Annotated in this window: 16 protein-coding genes; 13 read left to right on the forward strand and 3 right to left on the reverse strand. The window is 71.1% G+C overall.

Features of this window, described 5'->3' with window-relative positions:
- The gene (gene bioD, locus OG496_RS12260; RefSeq protein WP_405970864.1) at positions 1-750 is read left to right on the forward strand and encodes a dethiobiotin synthase; all 750 of its coding nucleotides are present in this window, start codon (positions 1-3) and stop codon (positions 748-750) included.
- Here the strand turns inward: bioD and OG496_RS12265 are convergent.
- A complete protein-coding gene (locus OG496_RS12265; protein WP_405970865.1) occupies positions 747-3,023 on the reverse strand; it encodes a LuxR C-terminal-related transcriptional regulator in 2,277 nt (758 codons plus the stop codon). The genes bioD and OG496_RS12265 overlap by 4 nt on opposite strands.
- Before the next feature lie 115 nt (positions 3,024-3,138).
- Between OG496_RS12265 and OG496_RS12270 the strand changes: the two genes are divergently transcribed.
- Both OG496_RS12270 and OG496_RS12275 read left to right on the forward strand, forming a co-directional pair.
- On the forward strand, positions 3,139-3,825 hold the full coding sequence (locus OG496_RS12270; protein WP_366498980.1) for a triacylglycerol lipase: 687 nt from the start codon (positions 3,139-3,141) through the stop codon (positions 3,823-3,825).
- A 106-nt stretch (positions 3,826-3,931) separates the two neighbouring features.
- Positions 3,932-4,618, forward strand: coding sequence for a class I SAM-dependent methyltransferase (locus tag OG496_RS12275; protein WP_366498981.1), 687 nt, complete (start codon positions 3,932-3,934; stop codon positions 4,616-4,618).
- Here the strand turns inward: OG496_RS12275 and OG496_RS12280 are convergent, their stop codons facing one another.
- Together OG496_RS12280 and OG496_RS12285 are read right to left on the reverse strand one after the other, a co-directional pair.
- A complete protein-coding gene (locus OG496_RS12280; protein ID WP_366498982.1) occupies positions 4,619-4,993 on the reverse strand; it encodes a fic family toxin-antitoxin system, toxin component in 375 nt (124 codons plus the stop codon). It lies immediately after the preceding gene.
- Between the two features lie 4 nt (positions 4,994-4,997).
- Entirely contained in the window at positions 4,998-5,237 is a 240-nt protein-coding gene (locus tag OG496_RS12285) for a hypothetical protein (protein ID WP_033278219.1), read from the reverse strand.
- A gap of 233 nt (positions 5,238-5,470) precedes the next feature.
- Here OG496_RS12285 and OG496_RS12290 point away from each other — a divergent pair, with 233 nt between their 5' ends.
- From OG496_RS12290 to mug, 10 genes are all read left to right on the forward strand, one after another.
- Positions 5,471-6,310 (forward strand): ABC transporter ATP-binding protein, encoded by an 840-nt coding sequence (locus tag OG496_RS12290; RefSeq protein WP_405970866.1) that lies wholly within the window; start codon positions 5,471-5,473, stop codon positions 6,308-6,310.
- Between the two features lie 4 nt (positions 6,311-6,314).
- The gene (locus tag OG496_RS12295; RefSeq protein ID WP_405970867.1) at positions 6,315-8,885 is read left to right on the forward strand and encodes an ABC transporter permease; all 2,571 of its coding nucleotides are present in this window, start codon (positions 6,315-6,317) and stop codon (positions 8,883-8,885) included.
- Positions 8,886-8,931: 46 nt separating this feature from the next.
- Positions 8,932-9,843: an LLM class F420-dependent oxidoreductase gene (locus OG496_RS12300; RefSeq protein ID WP_405970868.1), complete on the forward strand. Its 912-nt coding sequence runs from the start codon at positions 8,932-8,934 to the stop codon at positions 9,841-9,843.
- Positions 9,836-10,261: a GNAT family N-acetyltransferase gene (locus OG496_RS12305; protein WP_405970869.1), complete on the forward strand. Its 426-nt coding sequence runs from the start codon at positions 9,836-9,838 to the stop codon at positions 10,259-10,261. The genes OG496_RS12300 and OG496_RS12305 overlap by 8 nt, the downstream gene beginning before the upstream one ends.
- A gap of 156 nt (positions 10,262-10,417) precedes the next feature.
- A complete protein-coding gene (locus OG496_RS12310; protein WP_405970870.1) occupies positions 10,418-11,782 on the forward strand; it encodes a hemolysin family protein in 1,365 nt (454 codons plus the stop codon).
- Positions 11,779-12,792 (forward strand): hemolysin family protein, encoded by a 1,014-nt coding sequence (locus tag OG496_RS12315; RefSeq protein WP_405970871.1) that lies wholly within the window; start codon positions 11,779-11,781, stop codon positions 12,790-12,792. The genes OG496_RS12310 and OG496_RS12315 overlap by 4 nt, the downstream gene beginning before the upstream one ends.
- Positions 12,793-12,895: 103 nt before the next feature.
- Positions 12,896-13,678 (forward strand): SGNH/GDSL hydrolase family protein, encoded by a 783-nt coding sequence (locus tag OG496_RS12320; protein ID WP_405970872.1) that lies wholly within the window; start codon positions 12,896-12,898, stop codon positions 13,676-13,678.
- A 6-nt stretch (positions 13,679-13,684) separates the two neighbouring features.
- Positions 13,685-14,035: a DUF4326 domain-containing protein gene (locus OG496_RS12325; protein ID WP_405970873.1), complete on the forward strand. Its 351-nt coding sequence runs from the start codon at positions 13,685-13,687 to the stop codon at positions 14,033-14,035.
- Positions 14,036-14,141: 106 nt separating this feature from the next.
- Positions 14,142-15,584, forward strand: a complete 1,443-nt coding sequence (gene purB, locus OG496_RS12330; RefSeq protein ID WP_405970874.1) for an adenylosuccinate lyase — start codon at positions 14,142-14,144, stop codon at positions 15,582-15,584.
- On the forward strand, positions 15,581-16,087 hold the full coding sequence (gene mug / locus OG496_RS12335; protein WP_405976618.1) for a G/U mismatch-specific DNA glycosylase: 507 nt from the start codon (positions 15,581-15,583) through the stop codon (positions 16,085-16,087). The genes purB and mug overlap by 4 nt, the downstream gene beginning before the upstream one ends.
- Positions 16,088-16,315 lie beyond the last annotated feature (228 nt).

Raw genomic sequence — 16,315 nt, forward strand, 5'->3', positions numbered from 1 at the left:
ATGCCGGTACTGGTGATCACGGGCACGGGCACGGAGGTCGGCAAGACGATCACCACGGCCGCCGTCGCGGCAGCGGCGATCGCGGCCGGCCGCACGGTGGCCGTCCTGAAGGCCGCGCAGACGGGCCTACGGCCGGACGAGCGCGGGGACGCCGACGAGGTGGCGAGGCTCGCTGGTGGGGTCACGGCGACCGAACTCGCCCGCTACCCCGAGCCGTTGGCACCCGGCACGGCCGCACGCCGGGCCGGTCTGGCACCGGTACGCCCACACGAAATCGCGGAAGCCGCCCAGAAGTTGGCCACCGAGCACGACCTGGTGCTGGTCGAGGGCGCGGGCGGGCTGCTCGTACGGTTCGACGCGGAGGGCGGCACACTGGCGGACGCCGCGCGGCTGCTCGGGGCGCCGGTCCTGGTGGTGGCGTCGGCGGGCCTCGGCACCCTGAACACGACGGAACTGACGGCCCGTGAACTCCGTTCCCAGGGGCTCGACCTGCTGGGCGTGGTGATCGGCAGCTGGCCCAACTCACCTGATCTGGCGTCGCGTTGCAATGTGGCCGACCTGCCGGAGGTGGCGGGGGCGCCGCTGCTCGGGGCGTTGCCGGAGGGTGCGGGGGCGCTGGCACCGGCGGACTTCCGTGTTGCGGCGCCGAGTTGGGTGGCGCCGCGACTCGACGGGACGTGGGACGCGGAGGGGTTCGGGGAGCGGGAGGCACCGCCGTCCTGGAACTCCCGCTCGACCGGCGCCGTCTAGGAGGCCTCCCCTTCCGCCAGCAGCCGCACCAGTTCGATCCGCGACCGGATGCCCAACCGGCTGAAGACGCCGCGTAGATGGTGGTCGATCGTGCGCGGGCTGAGGGCGAGGCGGACGGCGATCTCGCGGTTGGTGGCGCCGTCGGCGGCCATGCGGGCGACCATCAGCTGCTGGGCGGTCAGGCGGGTGGTCGGGTCGAGCGCACCCGGTGCCGGGAGGACGGTCGCGGCCACCGGGGTGCCGAGGGCGCGAAGTTCGGCGCGGGCCTGGGCGGCGCAGTGCGGGGCGCCGAAGGACTCGAAGGCCTCCAGCGAGGTGTGCAGGCGGTCGCGGGCCTCGGTGCGGCGGCGCAGTCGGCGCAGGGCGCCGCCGAACAGCAGCTCGGTGCGGGCCCGTTCGAAGTCGCGGGTGCCGCGTGCGTGGAGGTCGAGGGCTGTGCGGTAGTGCTCGACCGCCTCGTCGCCGGGCGCGAGCAGGGCCCGGCAACGGGCGCTCAGGGCAAGGTCGTCGGGGCTGCGGACGGCGCGTGCCCAGCGGTCGTAGTCGGCGTGTGCGGCACGGGCGATACGGGTGTCGCCGCTGCGGACGGCGGCCTCGACGTAGTGCGGGGTGGCGAGGTGGCGGATGGCCCGGTGGCCGTGGCCCGGGCCGAACCCGGCGAGCGCGCGCAGCCGGGCCGCGGCGGCGGCGAAACGGCCGCTGCTGAGGTCGAGGTAGGCGAGTGCCCACTGGGCGAGGGCGGCCGGCAGGCCCAGGCCTCGGCCCAGGGCGTACGAGCGGGCTGCGGCGGCACGTTCCCGGCAGACATCCCCGTCCCCGGTGAGCGCCGCGAACATGGCGAGCGCTGCTTGTAGATGGCAGGCGCCGTTGTCCTGCCCGGTCGCGTGGGCCTGCCACAGAGCGTCCGCCGTGGCCGTCTCGGCGGCCCTCGGATGCCCGGTCCAGAACTCGGCGTACGCCCGGAACTCCATCGCCTGCGCCACGACCACGGTCGCACCGCGTGCACGGGCCGAGGCCGCCGCCCGCACGGTGGCGGTGGTGGCGCGGGTGTGGTCGCCGAGCATCAACGCGGCGATCCCTGCATGGATGAGGAGGGTGGGGTCACCGCCGGGGCCGCATCTCCCGGCGGCGGCCTTGAGCAGGTCCCGCGCGTCCTCGTACCGCCCCTCGAAGGCGGCGGCCAGCCCCCCGAGCGTCCCGTGCGGCACGATCCCGGCCCGGGAGGCGACGGCCGCCGCCTCCCGGCACCGTCTCAGGTCCCCGGTGTATATGGCGGCTTCGGTGGCGCGGGCGAGGAGGTGAACGGCGTGATCGGGAGAGGGAGTTGGGGGTACGGCGATCGTGCGGGGTACCTCGGTCGACCGGGACACCGGTCTCAAGTCGGCGCCGGAGCCGTCCAGTTCGCGCCGTGCCACAGCCGTCAGCAGCGCGTCGAACGACTCCGCCGCGTTCCCCGCCCGCAGCGCGAACACCCCGTTCAACGCGTCGCTGTCCGTCGCGGCCGCGAGTCTTCGGGCTCGATCGCCCTCGCCGGACTGCCAGGCGTCACCGGCGGCCCGGTTGAGGAGGCGGGACTGTTCGCGGGGGTCGAGGGAAAGCGCGGCGGCGCGTTCCACGAGGGCGCAGGCGAGGGGGTGTTCACCGGCGTCGCGTGCCTGGTGCGCGGCCGTGTGGAGTTCCGCGGTGAGGCGCACGCTGGGGCCGAGTGCGCCCGCGCCCCGGTGCCAGGAACGCCGCGGTGTCTCCCCCTCGGCGCGCAACACCCGTGCCAGCAACCGGTGGACGTCCCGCCGGTCCGCCGGTGACCCGGTCTCGTACGCGGCGATCCTCGTCCACGCGTCGCGGAAGACGACCCCGCCGGCCGTCGCGTACGCGACCCCGGCCGTCTCGGCGGCTTCGAGGGGCCTGGTGTCGAGCCGCCCCGCCGCGACGGCCCGCAGGAAGGCATGCGTGGCGACCGGGTACTGGTCCGCCGCCGCGAGCAGCAGGAGCAGCCGTGTGTCGTCGGGCAGGGCCCGGATCCCCCGGCGGTACCGGGTCAGCAACTCCGGTGCCAGGTACGCCGGTTCGGTGGGGAGGGGGTCGAGTCCCGCGGCCTGGCGTGGGGTCAGGCGCGGGAGGAGTTCGGCGGCGGCGCGCGGATCGCCGTAGACCGCGCGCAGCATGCGGATGCGGACCCCTTCGGGGAGCGCGGGGTCGAGGGTTCGCCCGGTGTCGGTGCGCGACGGGGGCGAAGTGCGGTCTAGGGAAGTGGGGTTCACCGGAGTCAGCACACAACTGACGTTACTGGCGAGTTAATTCACCCGTAAAGACCGGCGATTTCGCCGATGCGGTGCGCGTAGACCCGCGCTGACACTCCTGACAACCCCACCCGTATCAGGAGGCATCATGCAGCGCCACAAGCGTCGCATCGCCACGGCCCTGTCGGCCGTGACCACCTCGCTCCTTCTGTCACTCTCCCTGGCCTCGACGCCCGCTCACGCGGCGAGCCACAACCCGATCGTGTTCGTGCACGGCCTGAGCAGCGACTCCACAAGCTGGAACGACTGGATCGCGGACTTCGAGGCGGACGGCTACTCGTCCTCCGAGCTGTACGCGATCTCCTACGACTGGACGAAGTCGAACGTCACGACCGCTTCGACGCTGTCGACCTACATCCAGTCCGTCCTCGCCAGCACCGGCGCCTCGAAGGTCGACCTGGTGGTCCACTCCATGGGTGCGCTCAACAGCCGCTACTACCTCAAGAACCTCGGCGGGACCTCGTACGTCGACGACTTCGTGTCGGTCGCCGGGGTGAACCACGGGACGAGCATCGCCTCGCTCTGCGGCTGGCTGTACACGTCCTGCAAGGAGATGCAGACGGGCAGTTCGTTCCTCACGGCGCTCAACTCCGGTGACGAGACGCCCGGCAGCGTCTCGTACGCGGCCTACTGGTCGGACTGCGACGAGGCGATCAACCCGGACACCTCGGCCGAGCTGAGCGGCGCGACCAACGTCGACGTCGGGTGCATCTCGCACACCGACATGAACAACGACCACGGCGTCTACGAGCAGGTCCGGGACTTCATCTCCTGACCCCGGCCCCGCCCGGTCCCCGGCGGCAGCGGGGGTGGTCAAGGGCGGCAGGGGGGACAATCCCGGTAGGGACCGGTTTCGGCCCGGTCCGGCCCGGGAGGTCGCCATGCCGCTACGGTCCGCAGGCTCCGGCACAGTGCCGCGGGACGCCGTCCACCACCCGTTGTTCGCCCGTTACTACGCCCGTTTCAGCGTGAGCGCCGAGTCGCGGTTCGGCCTCGCCGGGATGCGGGACCGGCTGCTCGCCGGGCTCTCCGGGCGGGTGATCGAGATCGGGGCCGGGAACGGCCTGAACTTCGCTCACTATCCGAGCGCCGTCTCGGAGGTCGTCGCGATCGAACCCGAGCGGACTCTGCGGCAGCTCGCCGTGGAGTCCGCGCTCCGCTCCGAGGTACCCGTCGACGTGGTGCCGGGCGCGGCGGAGAAGCTGCCCGTCAAGAGCGAGGCCTTCGACGCGGTCGTGCTGTCCCTGGTGCTGTGCAGCGTGCGCGACGTACCGCGTGCGCTCGCAGAGGTACGGCGGGTGCTGCGGCCCGGTGGCGTCGTACGGTTCTTCGAGCACGGCCGGGGCGGCGGACCGGCGATGATGTTCACCCAGCGCGCCCTGGACCGCACGCTGTGGCCGCCGCTGAACGGCGGCTGCCATCTGGCCCGCGACCCGGTCGCCGCGCTGCGCGACGCGGGGTTCGAACTCGGGCCGTACCGGCGGGTGTTGATCCCCGAGAAGGGGCCCACGCTGCCGACCTCGTACTGCGTCCTGGGCACCGCGTGGCGCCCTGCCGCAGACAAGTGATCACAGGCTCCACTGGCGCAGCTCGTGCGCGATCTCGTCGACCGACGCCTCACCGCTCTTGACCAACCGGGCCAGATCGCGGACCTGTTCGGGCGAGGTGACGACCTTCAGGCCGCTGGCGACGAGGTAGGCGTAGGCGACAGCCGAGGCGAAGAGGGCGTTCGAGCGCTCCAACGCGGGGACGTGGATGAGGAGTTGGAGTAAGGCTGCGGCGCGGGCGTGCGGGCTGTCGTAGACGGGGACGTCGAATATGTCGGCCTGGTGGCGCGCGACGGCGGCGACGAGCGCGCCCCAGTCGGTGACCTGGGGGTCTCCGGGTGTGTTGTGTTCGGCGAGCATGAGCAGCCAGGCGAGGTCGATCCTGAGGTTGTTCAAGGGATCAGCGGCGACCTTCGCGGGTGCTCTTCCCGTCGGCGCCGAACTCGTCGGCGAAGACGGACTCGTACTGCTTCATGAAGTCGGCCGCGGCCTCGACGAAGGTGTGGCCGACCTCGCCGGTGTCCTGTCTGACCAGCTCTTCTATGTAGCGGTTGACGCTCATGCCACGCGCCAGGGCACGTTCACGGGCCGCGCGGGCGGTGCCCTCGTCCACGCGTACGTTCAGCTGGGTCTTCGCCATACCTAGACGCTAGCGCCGGATTGCTAGCACCGGCAAGGGCTCAGCCGGTGGGCGGAGGGCGGGTGGAGATTGCCCCTTACACCGGTATCGGGGGCCCGACCTGGGGTGGAGACCGCCTCGGTCGCACGGGGGATATCGGGTGTGTGGCGCGTCACACTAGGCTCGGCCCGCGACGAAGGCGTCGGAACAACAGCGAGCGAAGACGACGAGCGAGGGAATCCCAGGGGGCTGTCTTGTCCACATCTGCTGCGGAGCACGCTCCAGGCCCGGCCTCGGCCGGCGGGATCGCGGCCCGCGCCCGCGTTCTGACCAAGGCGTACGGCTCGGGCGAGACGGCCGTGCTCGCCCTGGACTCGGTGGACGTGGACATCGCGCGGGGTCGCTTCACCGCGGTGATGGGTCCGTCGGGCTCCGGGAAGTCCACGCTGATGCACTGCCTGGCGGGGCTCGACACCGTCTCGGCCGGGCAGGTGTGGCTCGGCGACACCGAGATCACGGGGCTGAAGGACCGCGAGCTGACGCGGCTGCGCCGGGACCGGATCGGGTTCATGTTCCAGTCGTTCAACCTCATCCCGACCCTCAACGCGGCCGAGAACATCACGCTGCCCATGGACATCGCCGGCCAGAAGCCGGACCAGAAGTGGCTGGACCAGGTCATCGACACGCTCGGACTGCGGGACCGGCTCAAGCACCGGCCGTCCCAGCTGTCCGGCGGCCAGCAGCAGCGCGTGGCCTGCGCGCGGGCGCTCGCCTCCCGCCCCGAGCTGATCTTCGCCGACGAACCGACCGGCAACCTCGACTCACGGGCGGGCCTCGAAGTGCTCGGCTTCCTGCGCGACGCCGTGGACGATCTCGGCCAGACCGTCGTCATGGTCACCCACGACCCGGGCGCCGCCGCCCACTCCGACCTGGTGCTCTTCCTCGGGGACGGACGGATCGTGGACGAGATGGAGCGGCCTACGGCGGAGGGGGTGCTGGAGCGCATGAAGAGGTTCGACATCGCCCGCAGCACGTTCGAAGGCCCCTCGGAGGACACGACCGGCGCACCCGACATCACCCTCGACAAGGACTGACCCCGTGCTGAAGGCGACCCTCCGGAGCTTCCTCGCGCACAAGGGACGGCTGCTGCTCTCGGCGCTCGCCGTCGTGCTGTCGGTGGCGTTCGTGGCCGGCAGTCTGATCTTCTCCGACACGGTGACCCGTACCTTCGACCGGCTCTTCGCGTCCACGTCCGCCGATGTGACCGTCGAGCCGAAGCAGGACCTCAAGTCCTCGGTGCCGACCGGCGCGACGGAGACCGTGCCCGCCTCGCTCGCCGGGCAGGTGGCGAAGGTGGCCGGGGTCGCCTCGACCCACGCCGACGTGTCCGTCGAGAACATCGTGGTCGTCGACAGCAAAAACAAGTCCGTCGGCCCGACCACGGGCGCGCCCACCATCGCCACCGACTGGTACCTCACCGACCGCAGCCCGGTGAAACTGACCTCGGGCCATGCCCCGCAAGGCGCCAGCGAGGCACTCCTGGACGCGGACACCGCCGACAACAAGCACGTGAAGATCGGCGACACGCTCACCGTTCAGGCGCAGCCCGGCAGTTTCAAGGTCCAGATCGTCGGCATCGCCACCTTCACCACCACCAACCCCGGTGCCGCACTGGTCTTCCTCGACCCCGCCACCGCGAAGGACCAGTTGCTCGGCGCGCCCGACCGCGCCACGAGCATCTCGGTGGACGCGGCGAAGGGGGTCGACGACGCCGTACTCAAGCAGCGGGTGACCGCCGCGATCGACTCTTCCGGTACGTACGACATCAAGACCGCCGACGAGCAGGCGAAGTCGGCCGCCGCCGATCTGGGCGGCTTCCTCGACGTGATCAAGTACGTGATGCTCGGCTTCGCCGGGATCGCGGTCCTGGTCGGTGTCTTCCTGATCGTCAACACGTTCTCCATGCTGATCGCCCAACGCACCCGCGAACTGGGCCTGTTGCGTGCCCTGGGCGCCGACCGCAAGCAGGTGCGGCGGTCGGTGCTCACCGAGGCGCTGCTGCTCGGGCTGGTGGGATCGACTCTCGGTCTGGCGGCCGGGATCGGGCTCGCGGCCGGGCTGATCAAGCTGATGACCGCGTTCGGGATGAACCTCAAGACCACGGAGATGGTGGTCGGTTGGCCAACTCCCGTGGCGGCGTACGTCGTTGGGGTCGGTGTCACCTTCGTCGCCGCGTATCTCCCGGCACGGCGCGCGGCGACCGTCTCCCCGATGGCGGCTCTCGCGGACGCCGAAGTCGCGGGCGTGGGGCGGCCGTTGAGGGTGCGCGCGGTCGTGGGTTCGATCGTCGGGGCGATCGGCGTGGCCGCGCTGGCGGGCTGCGCCGCCGCGACGAGCACGGCCTCGTCCTCCTCCTTCCTGGGCCTCGGCATCGTGCTGACCCTCATCGCGACCGTGATCGCGGGGCCGCTCCTGGTCCGCCCGATGATCCGGGTGCTGGGCGGCGCCTTCCCCGCCCTGTTCGGCTCTGTCGGCCGGATGAGCCAGCGCAACGCCCTGCGCAATCCACGCCGTACGGGCGCCACCGCGGCGGCCCTGATGGTGGGGCTCGCGCTCGTCGGCGGGATGTCGGTGGCGAGCGCGTCCATGTCCAAGTCCTTCGACCAGCAGATCGACAAGACCCTGGGCGCCGATTTCGTGATCCAGAACGGCAACTTCCTGCCGTTCTCCAAGGAGGTCACGGACCATGTGCGCGCCACCGAGGGCGTCGGTCTCGTCGTACGGGCCCGCTTCGCGCCCCTCGCGGTCCGACTGCCGGACGGCAGGCGGGTGGAGACTACGGCGGCCGGTTACGACACCCCGCTCGACGACGTCGCCCACATCAAGTACGCGCAGGGCGGCACGAGTTCGGCGCTCGCCGCCGGGCACCTCGCGATGGAGGCCGACTTCGCGAAGAAGCACGGTGTACGGATCGGCAGTGTGCTCCCCGTCGAGTTCCCGGGCGGCCGCACCACGAAGCTGACGGTGGGCGCCCTCAGCGACCAGGGTTCCTCGGGCGGTTTCGGGACGCAGGGCGGGCTGTTCTTCGGGATCGCCACGGTCGAGAAGTACGTCCCGAACGGCCAGGACTCCTCGCTCTACGTGAACGCCACCTCCGGTACCGGCGCCGACCAGCTCCGCAAGTCCCTGGAGACGACGCTGAAGCCCTATCCGCAGGTCCAGGTCCGCGACCAGGCCGACTACAAGAAGCTGGTCCACGACCAGATCGCCGTGCTGCTCTATCTCGTGTACGCGCTGCTCGGGCTGGCCATCGTCATCGCGGTGCTCGGCGTGGTCAACACCCTTGCCCTGTCGGTCGTGGAGCGCACCCGCGAGATCGGCCTGCTCCGCGCGATCGGCCTCGGGCGGCGCCAACTGCGGCGGATGATCCGCCTGGAGTCGGTGGTGATCGCCGTGTTCGGCGCGGTACTCGGTCTCGGTCTCGGCCTGGTGTGGGGCGTGTGCGCGCAGCAGGTCCTGGCCCTCCAGGGCATGAAGGCGCTCGCGATTCCCTGGACCACGATCGTCGCGGTGGTGATCGGCTCGGCGGTCGTCGGCATCGTGGCGGCACTGCTGCCGGCGTTGCGCGCGTCGCGTATGAACGTGCTGGCGGCTATCGCGCACGAGTGATGGAATCGCGGTGGACACTCAAGTCGCCTTCCGTGGAGGAGAGTTCATGCCGCGCCCGTTCCGCTTCGGGGTCAGTCTGCTCACGTCCGCGCCCGCCGACGAGTGGCGCGCCAAGTGCAGACGGGCCGAGGAACTCGGCTACGACGTGATCCTGGTCCCCGATCATCTGGGCATGGTCGCGCCGTTCCCGGCGCTGGTCGCGGCGGCGGAGGCGACCGAGCGGCCACGGGTGGGCACGTTCGTGCTCAACGCGGGCTTCTGGAACCCGGCCCTGCTGGCCCGCGAGGTGACCACGACCGACGACCTGACGGGTGGACGCCTCGAACTCGGGCTGGGCACCGGCTACGTGCAGGCGGAGCACGACACGGCGGGGTTGCCCTTCGGATCGCCGCGCGAACGGGTGGACCATCTGCGGTACACGGTCCAGGAGTTGGGGCGGCTGCTGGACGCCGCGGAGTGCCGGGTACCGCTGCTGCTCGGCGGCAACGGCGATCGCATGCTGCGCCTGACCGCCGGGCACGCGGACATCGCGGCGTTCACGGGTGCGAGCCTGGAGCCGGGCAGCACGACCGGCAAGCTGGCACCGGTCGACGCCGCCGGGTTCGGCCAACGGGTCGCCCGCTACCGGGAGTTCGCGGCCGGCCGCACGGAACCCGCCGAACTGAACCTGCTGATCCAGCAGGTGGCGGTGACCGACGACCCCGCGAGCGCGCTCAAGCCCCTGCTGGACCGCCGACCGGACCTGTCCCTGGAGTACGTGCTGGACCTGCCCGTCTTCCTGGTCGGCAGCCTGGACCAGATCACCGCGAAGCTGCGCGCGCTGCGGGACCGATACGGGTTCTCGTATCTCACCGTGCTGGAGCCGTGCATGGAGGCGTTCGCGCCGGTGGCCGAGGAACTGCGCCGAAACCCACTCGCGGCGCCCGACGTCCCTCTGCTTGGCTCACCCCATGAGTGATCTTCACATCCGCAGCGCGGCCCTCTCCGACATCGACGCCGTCCTGGCCTTCTGGGGCGAGGCCGCCGAGGGCACGAGCATCAGCGACGACCGTGACGGCGTGGCCCGGCTGATCACCAGGGACCCGGACGCGCTGATCCTCGCGGAACGCGGCGGGCGGCTCGTCGGGTCCGTGATCGCCGGTTTCGACGGCTGGCGCTGCCACCTGTACCGGTTGGCCGTGCACCCCGCGCACCGCCGGCAGGGCATCGGCTCGGCGCTGCTCACCGCGGCCGAGGAGCGGTTCGTGGCGCTGGGCGGGCGCCGCGGGGACGCGATGGTGCTGGAGCGCAACGAGACCGGACAGCATGCGTGGCGCGCGGCGGGGTACGCACCCGAGGAACAGTGGCGGCGCTGGGTGAAGCACCTCACCACCTGAACGCTTTGCTCATCCTTTACTATTGGCGGACCACTCCGAACCTCTGAATCTCTTCGAAAGGTGTGAGCGTCCGCCCATGGGCGAGCCTCCCAGTCCCGGCGCGCGACATCGCGCGAACCTCCCTGCCCTGTCCGATCATGGGACGGAGGTGACCCGATGACCGAAGTGCTGCTCCTGCTGGTGGCGATCCTGCTCTCGCTCGCCTGTGGTGCCTTCGTCGCGGCCGAGTTCTCGCTGACCACCGTCGAGCGCGGCGAGCTGGAGCGCGCGGTCGAGCGCGGCGAGCGGGGCGCCGCGGGTGCCCTGAAGGCCGTACGGAATCTGACGTTCCAGCTCTCCGGGGCGCAGCTCGGCATCACCGTCACCAATCTGGTCGTCGGCATGCTCTCCGAGCCGTCGATCGCCGCGCTGATCGCGGGTCCGCTGGAATCGCTGGGCATCTCGCACTCGGCGTCGAAGTCCGTGGCGCTGGTGCTGGGTACGGCGCTGTCGACGGTGTTCCTGATGGTCGTCGGCGAGCTGGTGCCGAAGAACTGGGCGATCTCGTCGCCGCTCAGCGTGGCGAAGCGGGTGGGGAACGCGCAGCGGTGGTTCAGTGCCGCGTTCCGCCCGTTCATCAGCCATCTGAACAACACGGCCAACCATGTGGTGCGGGCCTTCGGCCTGGAGCCGGCCGAGGAGCTGGCCTCCGCGCGCGGGCCGCAGGAGCTGGCCGCGCTGGCCCGGCACTCCGCCAGGGAGGGCGCGCTGGAGCCGGACACGGCGGAGCTGTTCGTACGGACCCTCAACCTCGCCGACCTCACCGCGGAGAACGTGATGACGCCCCGCGTGCAGGTCGTCGCCCTCGACGCCCAGGCGACCTGCGAGGACGTGGCGAACGCGACCCGGGCGACCGGGCTGTCCCGGTTCCCGGTCTTCCGGGGCAACCTCGACGAGGTCGTCGGCACGGTCCACATCAAGGACGTCCTGGCCGTGCCGGCCGACCGGCGGGCCCGCTTCCCCCTCTCCGAGGTGATGCGCGAACCCCTCCTCGTCCCGGAGTCCCTGACCGTGGACCGTCTCCTGGACCGGCTGTCGGGCAAGCGCACGATGGCGGTCGTCATCGACGAGTACGGCGGTACGGCGGGGGTCGCGACCCTGGAGGACATCGTCGAGGAGGTCGTGGGCGAGGTGCGGGACGAGCACGATCCGCACGAGACGCCCGACCTGGCTCCGGCCGGGACGGACGACGACGGCCGCACGCTGTACTCGGCGGACGGCGCCGCCCGGATGGACCAGCTCGCGCGCGTGGGACTGCGGGCGCCTGAGGGGCCGTACGAGACGCTGGCCGGTCTGATGGCCAATGAGCTGGGGCGGATTCCGGAGGTCGGAGACGTCGTCGAGGTCGCCGGGTGGCGGATCGACGTGGTGGACGCGTCCGGGCGCAGGGCGGCGCGGCTGTTGCTGCACGCGCCGCACGACGACGCCGGTTCCGACACCGATTCCGGATTTGGTTCCGACTCCGCGAAGGGGGAGCTGTGACCGCCGTACAACTGCTGATCGGGTTGGCGACGCTGGTCGTCAACGCCTTCTTCGTGGCCGCCGAGTTCGCGCTGATCTCGGTGCGCCGCAGCCAGATCGAGCCGCACGCCGAGGAGGGCGACCGGCGGGCCAAGAGCGTGCTGTGGGGGCTGCAGCACGTGTCGGCGCTGATGGCCGCGGCCCAGCTCGGCATCACGCTCTGCACCCTGGTGCTCGGCATCGTCGCGGAGCCGGCGATCGCCGATCTGCTGGAGCCGGTGTTCCACGCGGTCGGCGTGCCGGAGGGCGCGGGGCACGCGGTGTCCTTCGTGATCGCGCTCGCCGCGGCGACCTATCTGCACATGCTGCTCGGCGAGATGGTGCCGAAGAACATCGCCCTGGCCGAGCCGGTCCGCAGCGCGCTGGTCCTCGGACCGCCGCTGGTGACGTTGTCCCGGGCGCTGCGTCCGGTGATCTTCACGATCAACGCGTTCGCCAACACCCTGCTCAAGCTGCTGCGGGTCGAGGTCAAGGACGAGGTCACGGCATCCTTCTCGGACGCCGAACTCGCCCGGATCGTACGGGACTCCGGCGAGGCGGGGCTCATCGACGAACGGGCCCTGGAGCGGCTGAACGACGCGCTGGAGCTGGGCAGGCGTCCCGTGCGGGACGTCGTGCTCCCCCTGGAACGCGTCGACTACGTGGTCGCGGGCATCACCCCGGCCGAGCTGGAGGTGCTGTCGGCCGAGTCCGGCTTCTCCCGCTTCCCCGTGGTGGACGGCGAGCGCCGCATCATCGGCTACCTGCACGTCAAGGACGCGCTGGACGCCTCGCCGCGCAACGAGCCGTTCAAGGTGGAGGACATGCGCTCCATCGCCAACGTGAAGGAGAGCACCCCGCTCGACGACGTCCTCACCGCGATGCGCAGCAGCCGCACGCACCTCGCGGCGGTCCTCGACGAGGAGGACCGACTGACCGGCCTTGTGACCATGGAGGACGTACTGCGGGAGCTGTTCGGACAGCGGGCGTAGGCGGGGCGGGGGCCGGTGGAGGGTAGGCCAGGCAGGGGTGGCCGGCGGCTGGTGGAGGCCGACCTACCGGCGAGTATGGACGCGGGATATCCTCTTCGTCGCCATGCAGACGAATCCCACGCACACCAGCCTGGTCGCGATCGGCGACTCCTTCACCGAGGGCATGTCGGACCGGCTCCCGGACGGCACCTACCGGGGCTGGGCGGACCTCCTCGCCGGCCGGATGGCCGCCCGGACGCCCGGCTTCCGGTACGCCAACCTCGCCGTGCGCGGCAAGCTGATCGCGCAGATCGTCGAGGAGCAGGTCGGCCCGGCGGCCGCCATGCAGCCCGATGTGATCACGCTGGTCGGCGGCCTGAACGACACCCTGCGCCCCAAGTGCGACATGGGCCGCGTCCGCGCCCTGCTGGAGGAGGCCGTCGAACGCCTCACCCCGGCCTGCAAGCACCTGGTCCTGATGCGCAGCCCCGGCCGCCAGGGCCCGGTCCTGGAGCGCTTCCGCCCCCGCATGGAGGAACTCTTCGCCTGCGTCGACGACCTCGCCGCCCGCCACGGCGCCCTCGTCGTCGACCTGTACGGCGCCCCCTCGCTTGCCGACCCGCGCGCGTGGGACGTCGACCGCCTCCACCTCACGGATGAGGGCCACCGCCGCGTCACCGAGGCGGTCTGGCAGACCCTCGGCTACGAGGCGGAGGACCCCGAGTGGCGCACCCCGATGCCCCCGACCCCGCCCCCGAACTGGACCGCCCGCCGCGTCGAGGACGCCCGCTTCACCCGCCAGTACCTCCTCCCCTGGATCGGCCGCCGCCTCACGGGCCGCTCCTCGGGGGACGGCCTCTCCCCCAAGCGCCCGGACCTGCTCCCCTACGAGGGCCCGGCGGCGTAACTCCCCATGACCACGCGGGTGATCAACATCAGGGGCCACATCCACGAGTACGGCCGCCGCCTGGAGCTCGCCCCGGAGGACATCACCTACGTAGGCCGCCGCTGGACTCTCGGCGGCTGGGACCTCCCCCGCCACCCGCTCTACAACCCCTTCGCCTACGACACCCCCACGCGCCGCCGGGACGGCACACGCGCGGAGGTGATGGCGAAGTACCGGGCGTATCTGCTGGAGCGGCCTTATCTGCTGGAGCTGATTCCGCCGCTGCGCGGACGGGTGCTGGCTTGCTGGTGCGCGCCGTTGGTCTGTCATGCGGGGGTGTTGGCTGACCTTGCCGATGGTGGGGAACGCGGAGCCTGACGTGGGTCCCGTAGCCGGGGACGTCGATCGTGACGTGGATCTCGTAGCATCCGCCGAACCGAACCCTGGCGCTGGCCTGCACGAACCGCCAGTAGAATCTGTCTACGTGACTTCCGTTCCCGCCAAGCCCCGCATCCCGAACGTCCTCGCCGGACGTTACGCCTCCGCCGAGCTCGCCACGCTCTGGTCTCCCGAGCAGAAGGTGAAGCTGGAGCGGCAGCTCTGGCTCGCTGTGTTGCGGGCCCAGAAGGACCTCGGGATCGAGGTGCCGGACGCGGCGATCGCGGACTACGAGCGCGTGCTGGACCAGGTCGACCTGGCCTCGATCGCCGAGCGCGAGAAGGTCACGCGGCATGACGTGAAGGCGCGGATCGAGGAGTTCAACGACCTCGCCGGGCACGAGCAGGTCCACAAGGGCATGACGTCCCGGGACCTGACGGAGAACGTCGAGCAGTTGCAGATCCGGCTCTCGCTGGAGCTGATGCGCGACCGTACGGTGGCCGTTCTGGCGCGTCTCGGCAAGCTGGCCGGTGAGTACGGCGAGCTGGTCATGGCGGGCCGCTCGCACAACGTGGCCGCGCAGGCCACCACCCTCGGCAAGCGTTTCGCGACCGCCGCCGACGAACTGCTCGTGGCCTACGGCCGGGTGGAGGAGCTGCTCGGTCGTTACCCGCTGCGCGGCATCAAGGGCCCGGTGGGTACGGCGCAGGACATGCTGGACCTGCTCGGCGGCGACGCGGCGAAGCTCGCGGATCTGGAGCAGCGGATCGCCTCCCACCTGGGCTTCTCGCAGGCGTTCACCTCGGTCGGCCAGGTGTACCCGCGCTCGCTGGACTACGAGGTCGTGACCGCGCTGGTGCAGGTCGCGGCGGCGCCCTCGTCGCTCGCGAAGACGATCCGGCTGATGGCCGGGCACGAGCTGGTCACCGAGGGCTTCAAGCCGGGCCAGGTCGGTTCCTCCGCGATGCCGCACAAGATGAACACCCGCTCCTGCGAGCGCGTCAACGGCCTCATGGTCATCCTGCGCGGCTACGCGTCGATGACGGGCGAGCTGGCGGGCGACCAGTGGAACGAGGGCGACGTGTCCTGTTCGGTGGTGCGTCGAGTGGCCCTCCCCGACGCGTTCTTCGCGCTCGACGGGCTGCTGGAGACGTTCCTGACCGTGCTCGACGAGTTCGGCGCGTTCCCGGCCGTCGTCGCGCGTGAGCTGGACCGCTACCTGCCGTTCCTCGCGACGACCAAGGTACTGATGGCCGCGGTCCGCGCGGGTGTCGGCCGCGAGGTCGCGCACGAGGCCATCAAGGAGAACGCCGTCGCCTCCGCGCTGGCGATGCGCGAGCAGGGCGCCGAGCGCAACGAGCTGCTGGACAAGCTCGCCGCCGACGAGCGCATCCCGCTGGACCGCGCCCAGTTGGACGCGCTGATGGCCGACAAGCTGTCCTTCACGGGTGCCGCGGCCGACCAGGTCGCCGTCGTCGTCGCCCGCGTCGAGGAGCTCGCGAAGCAGCACCCGGAGGCCGCGGGTTACACCCCGGGGGCGATCCTCTGACCCGCTTCACCCAGGCCGAGCTGGAGGCCGCCCGCGACCGTCTCGTACCGGACGTCGTCGCGGACGGCCTCGCCGTGCTGTTCTGCGGTATCAACCCCGGTCTGATGACGGCGGCCACGGGCCACCACTTCGCCCGTCCCGGCAACCGCTTCTGGCCGGTGCTGCATCTGTCCGGCTTCACCCCGAGGCTCATGAAGCCGTCGGAGCAGGGCGAGTTGCTGTCGTACGGCCTCGGCATCACGAACGTGGTGGCACGGGCGACGGCCCGGGCCGACGAGCTGAGCGCGGAGGAGTACCGCGAGGGCGGACAACTCCTCGCGTCGAAGCTGACGGGCTGGAAGCCGCGCTGGCTGGCCGTCCTCGGGGTGACGGCGTACCGGGCCGCGTTCGACGACAAGAAGGCCCAAGTAGGGCCGCAGGAGCGGACGTTCGGGGACACGCGCGTGTGGGTGCTGCCCAATCCGAGCGGTCTCAATGCGGTTACAACTACCCCTCGACCATGATCCACTTCGCCGCCTGGCGTCAGGGGTGGATACCCCTAAACGATCTTGCGACAGGGGCGTTTGCGCAGCTCAGAGCCCATCTCGCACCAACCCCCGAGCGTCAGGCGTAGCCTGCAAGGCCGCAGGGAAGTGCGACCGATCCAATCGGGTGATCTTGCAAGTTAGAAGCGTCCGACCACAAGGGGCGATCGGCTCGTTCACGCGAGTGATCTTGTGGCACATGATGCC

The sequence above is a fragment of the Streptomyces sp. NBC_00988 genome, from assembly GCF_045162645.1.
Taxonomy (GTDB): Bacteria; Actinomycetota; Actinomycetes; order Streptomycetales; family Streptomycetaceae; genus Streptomyces.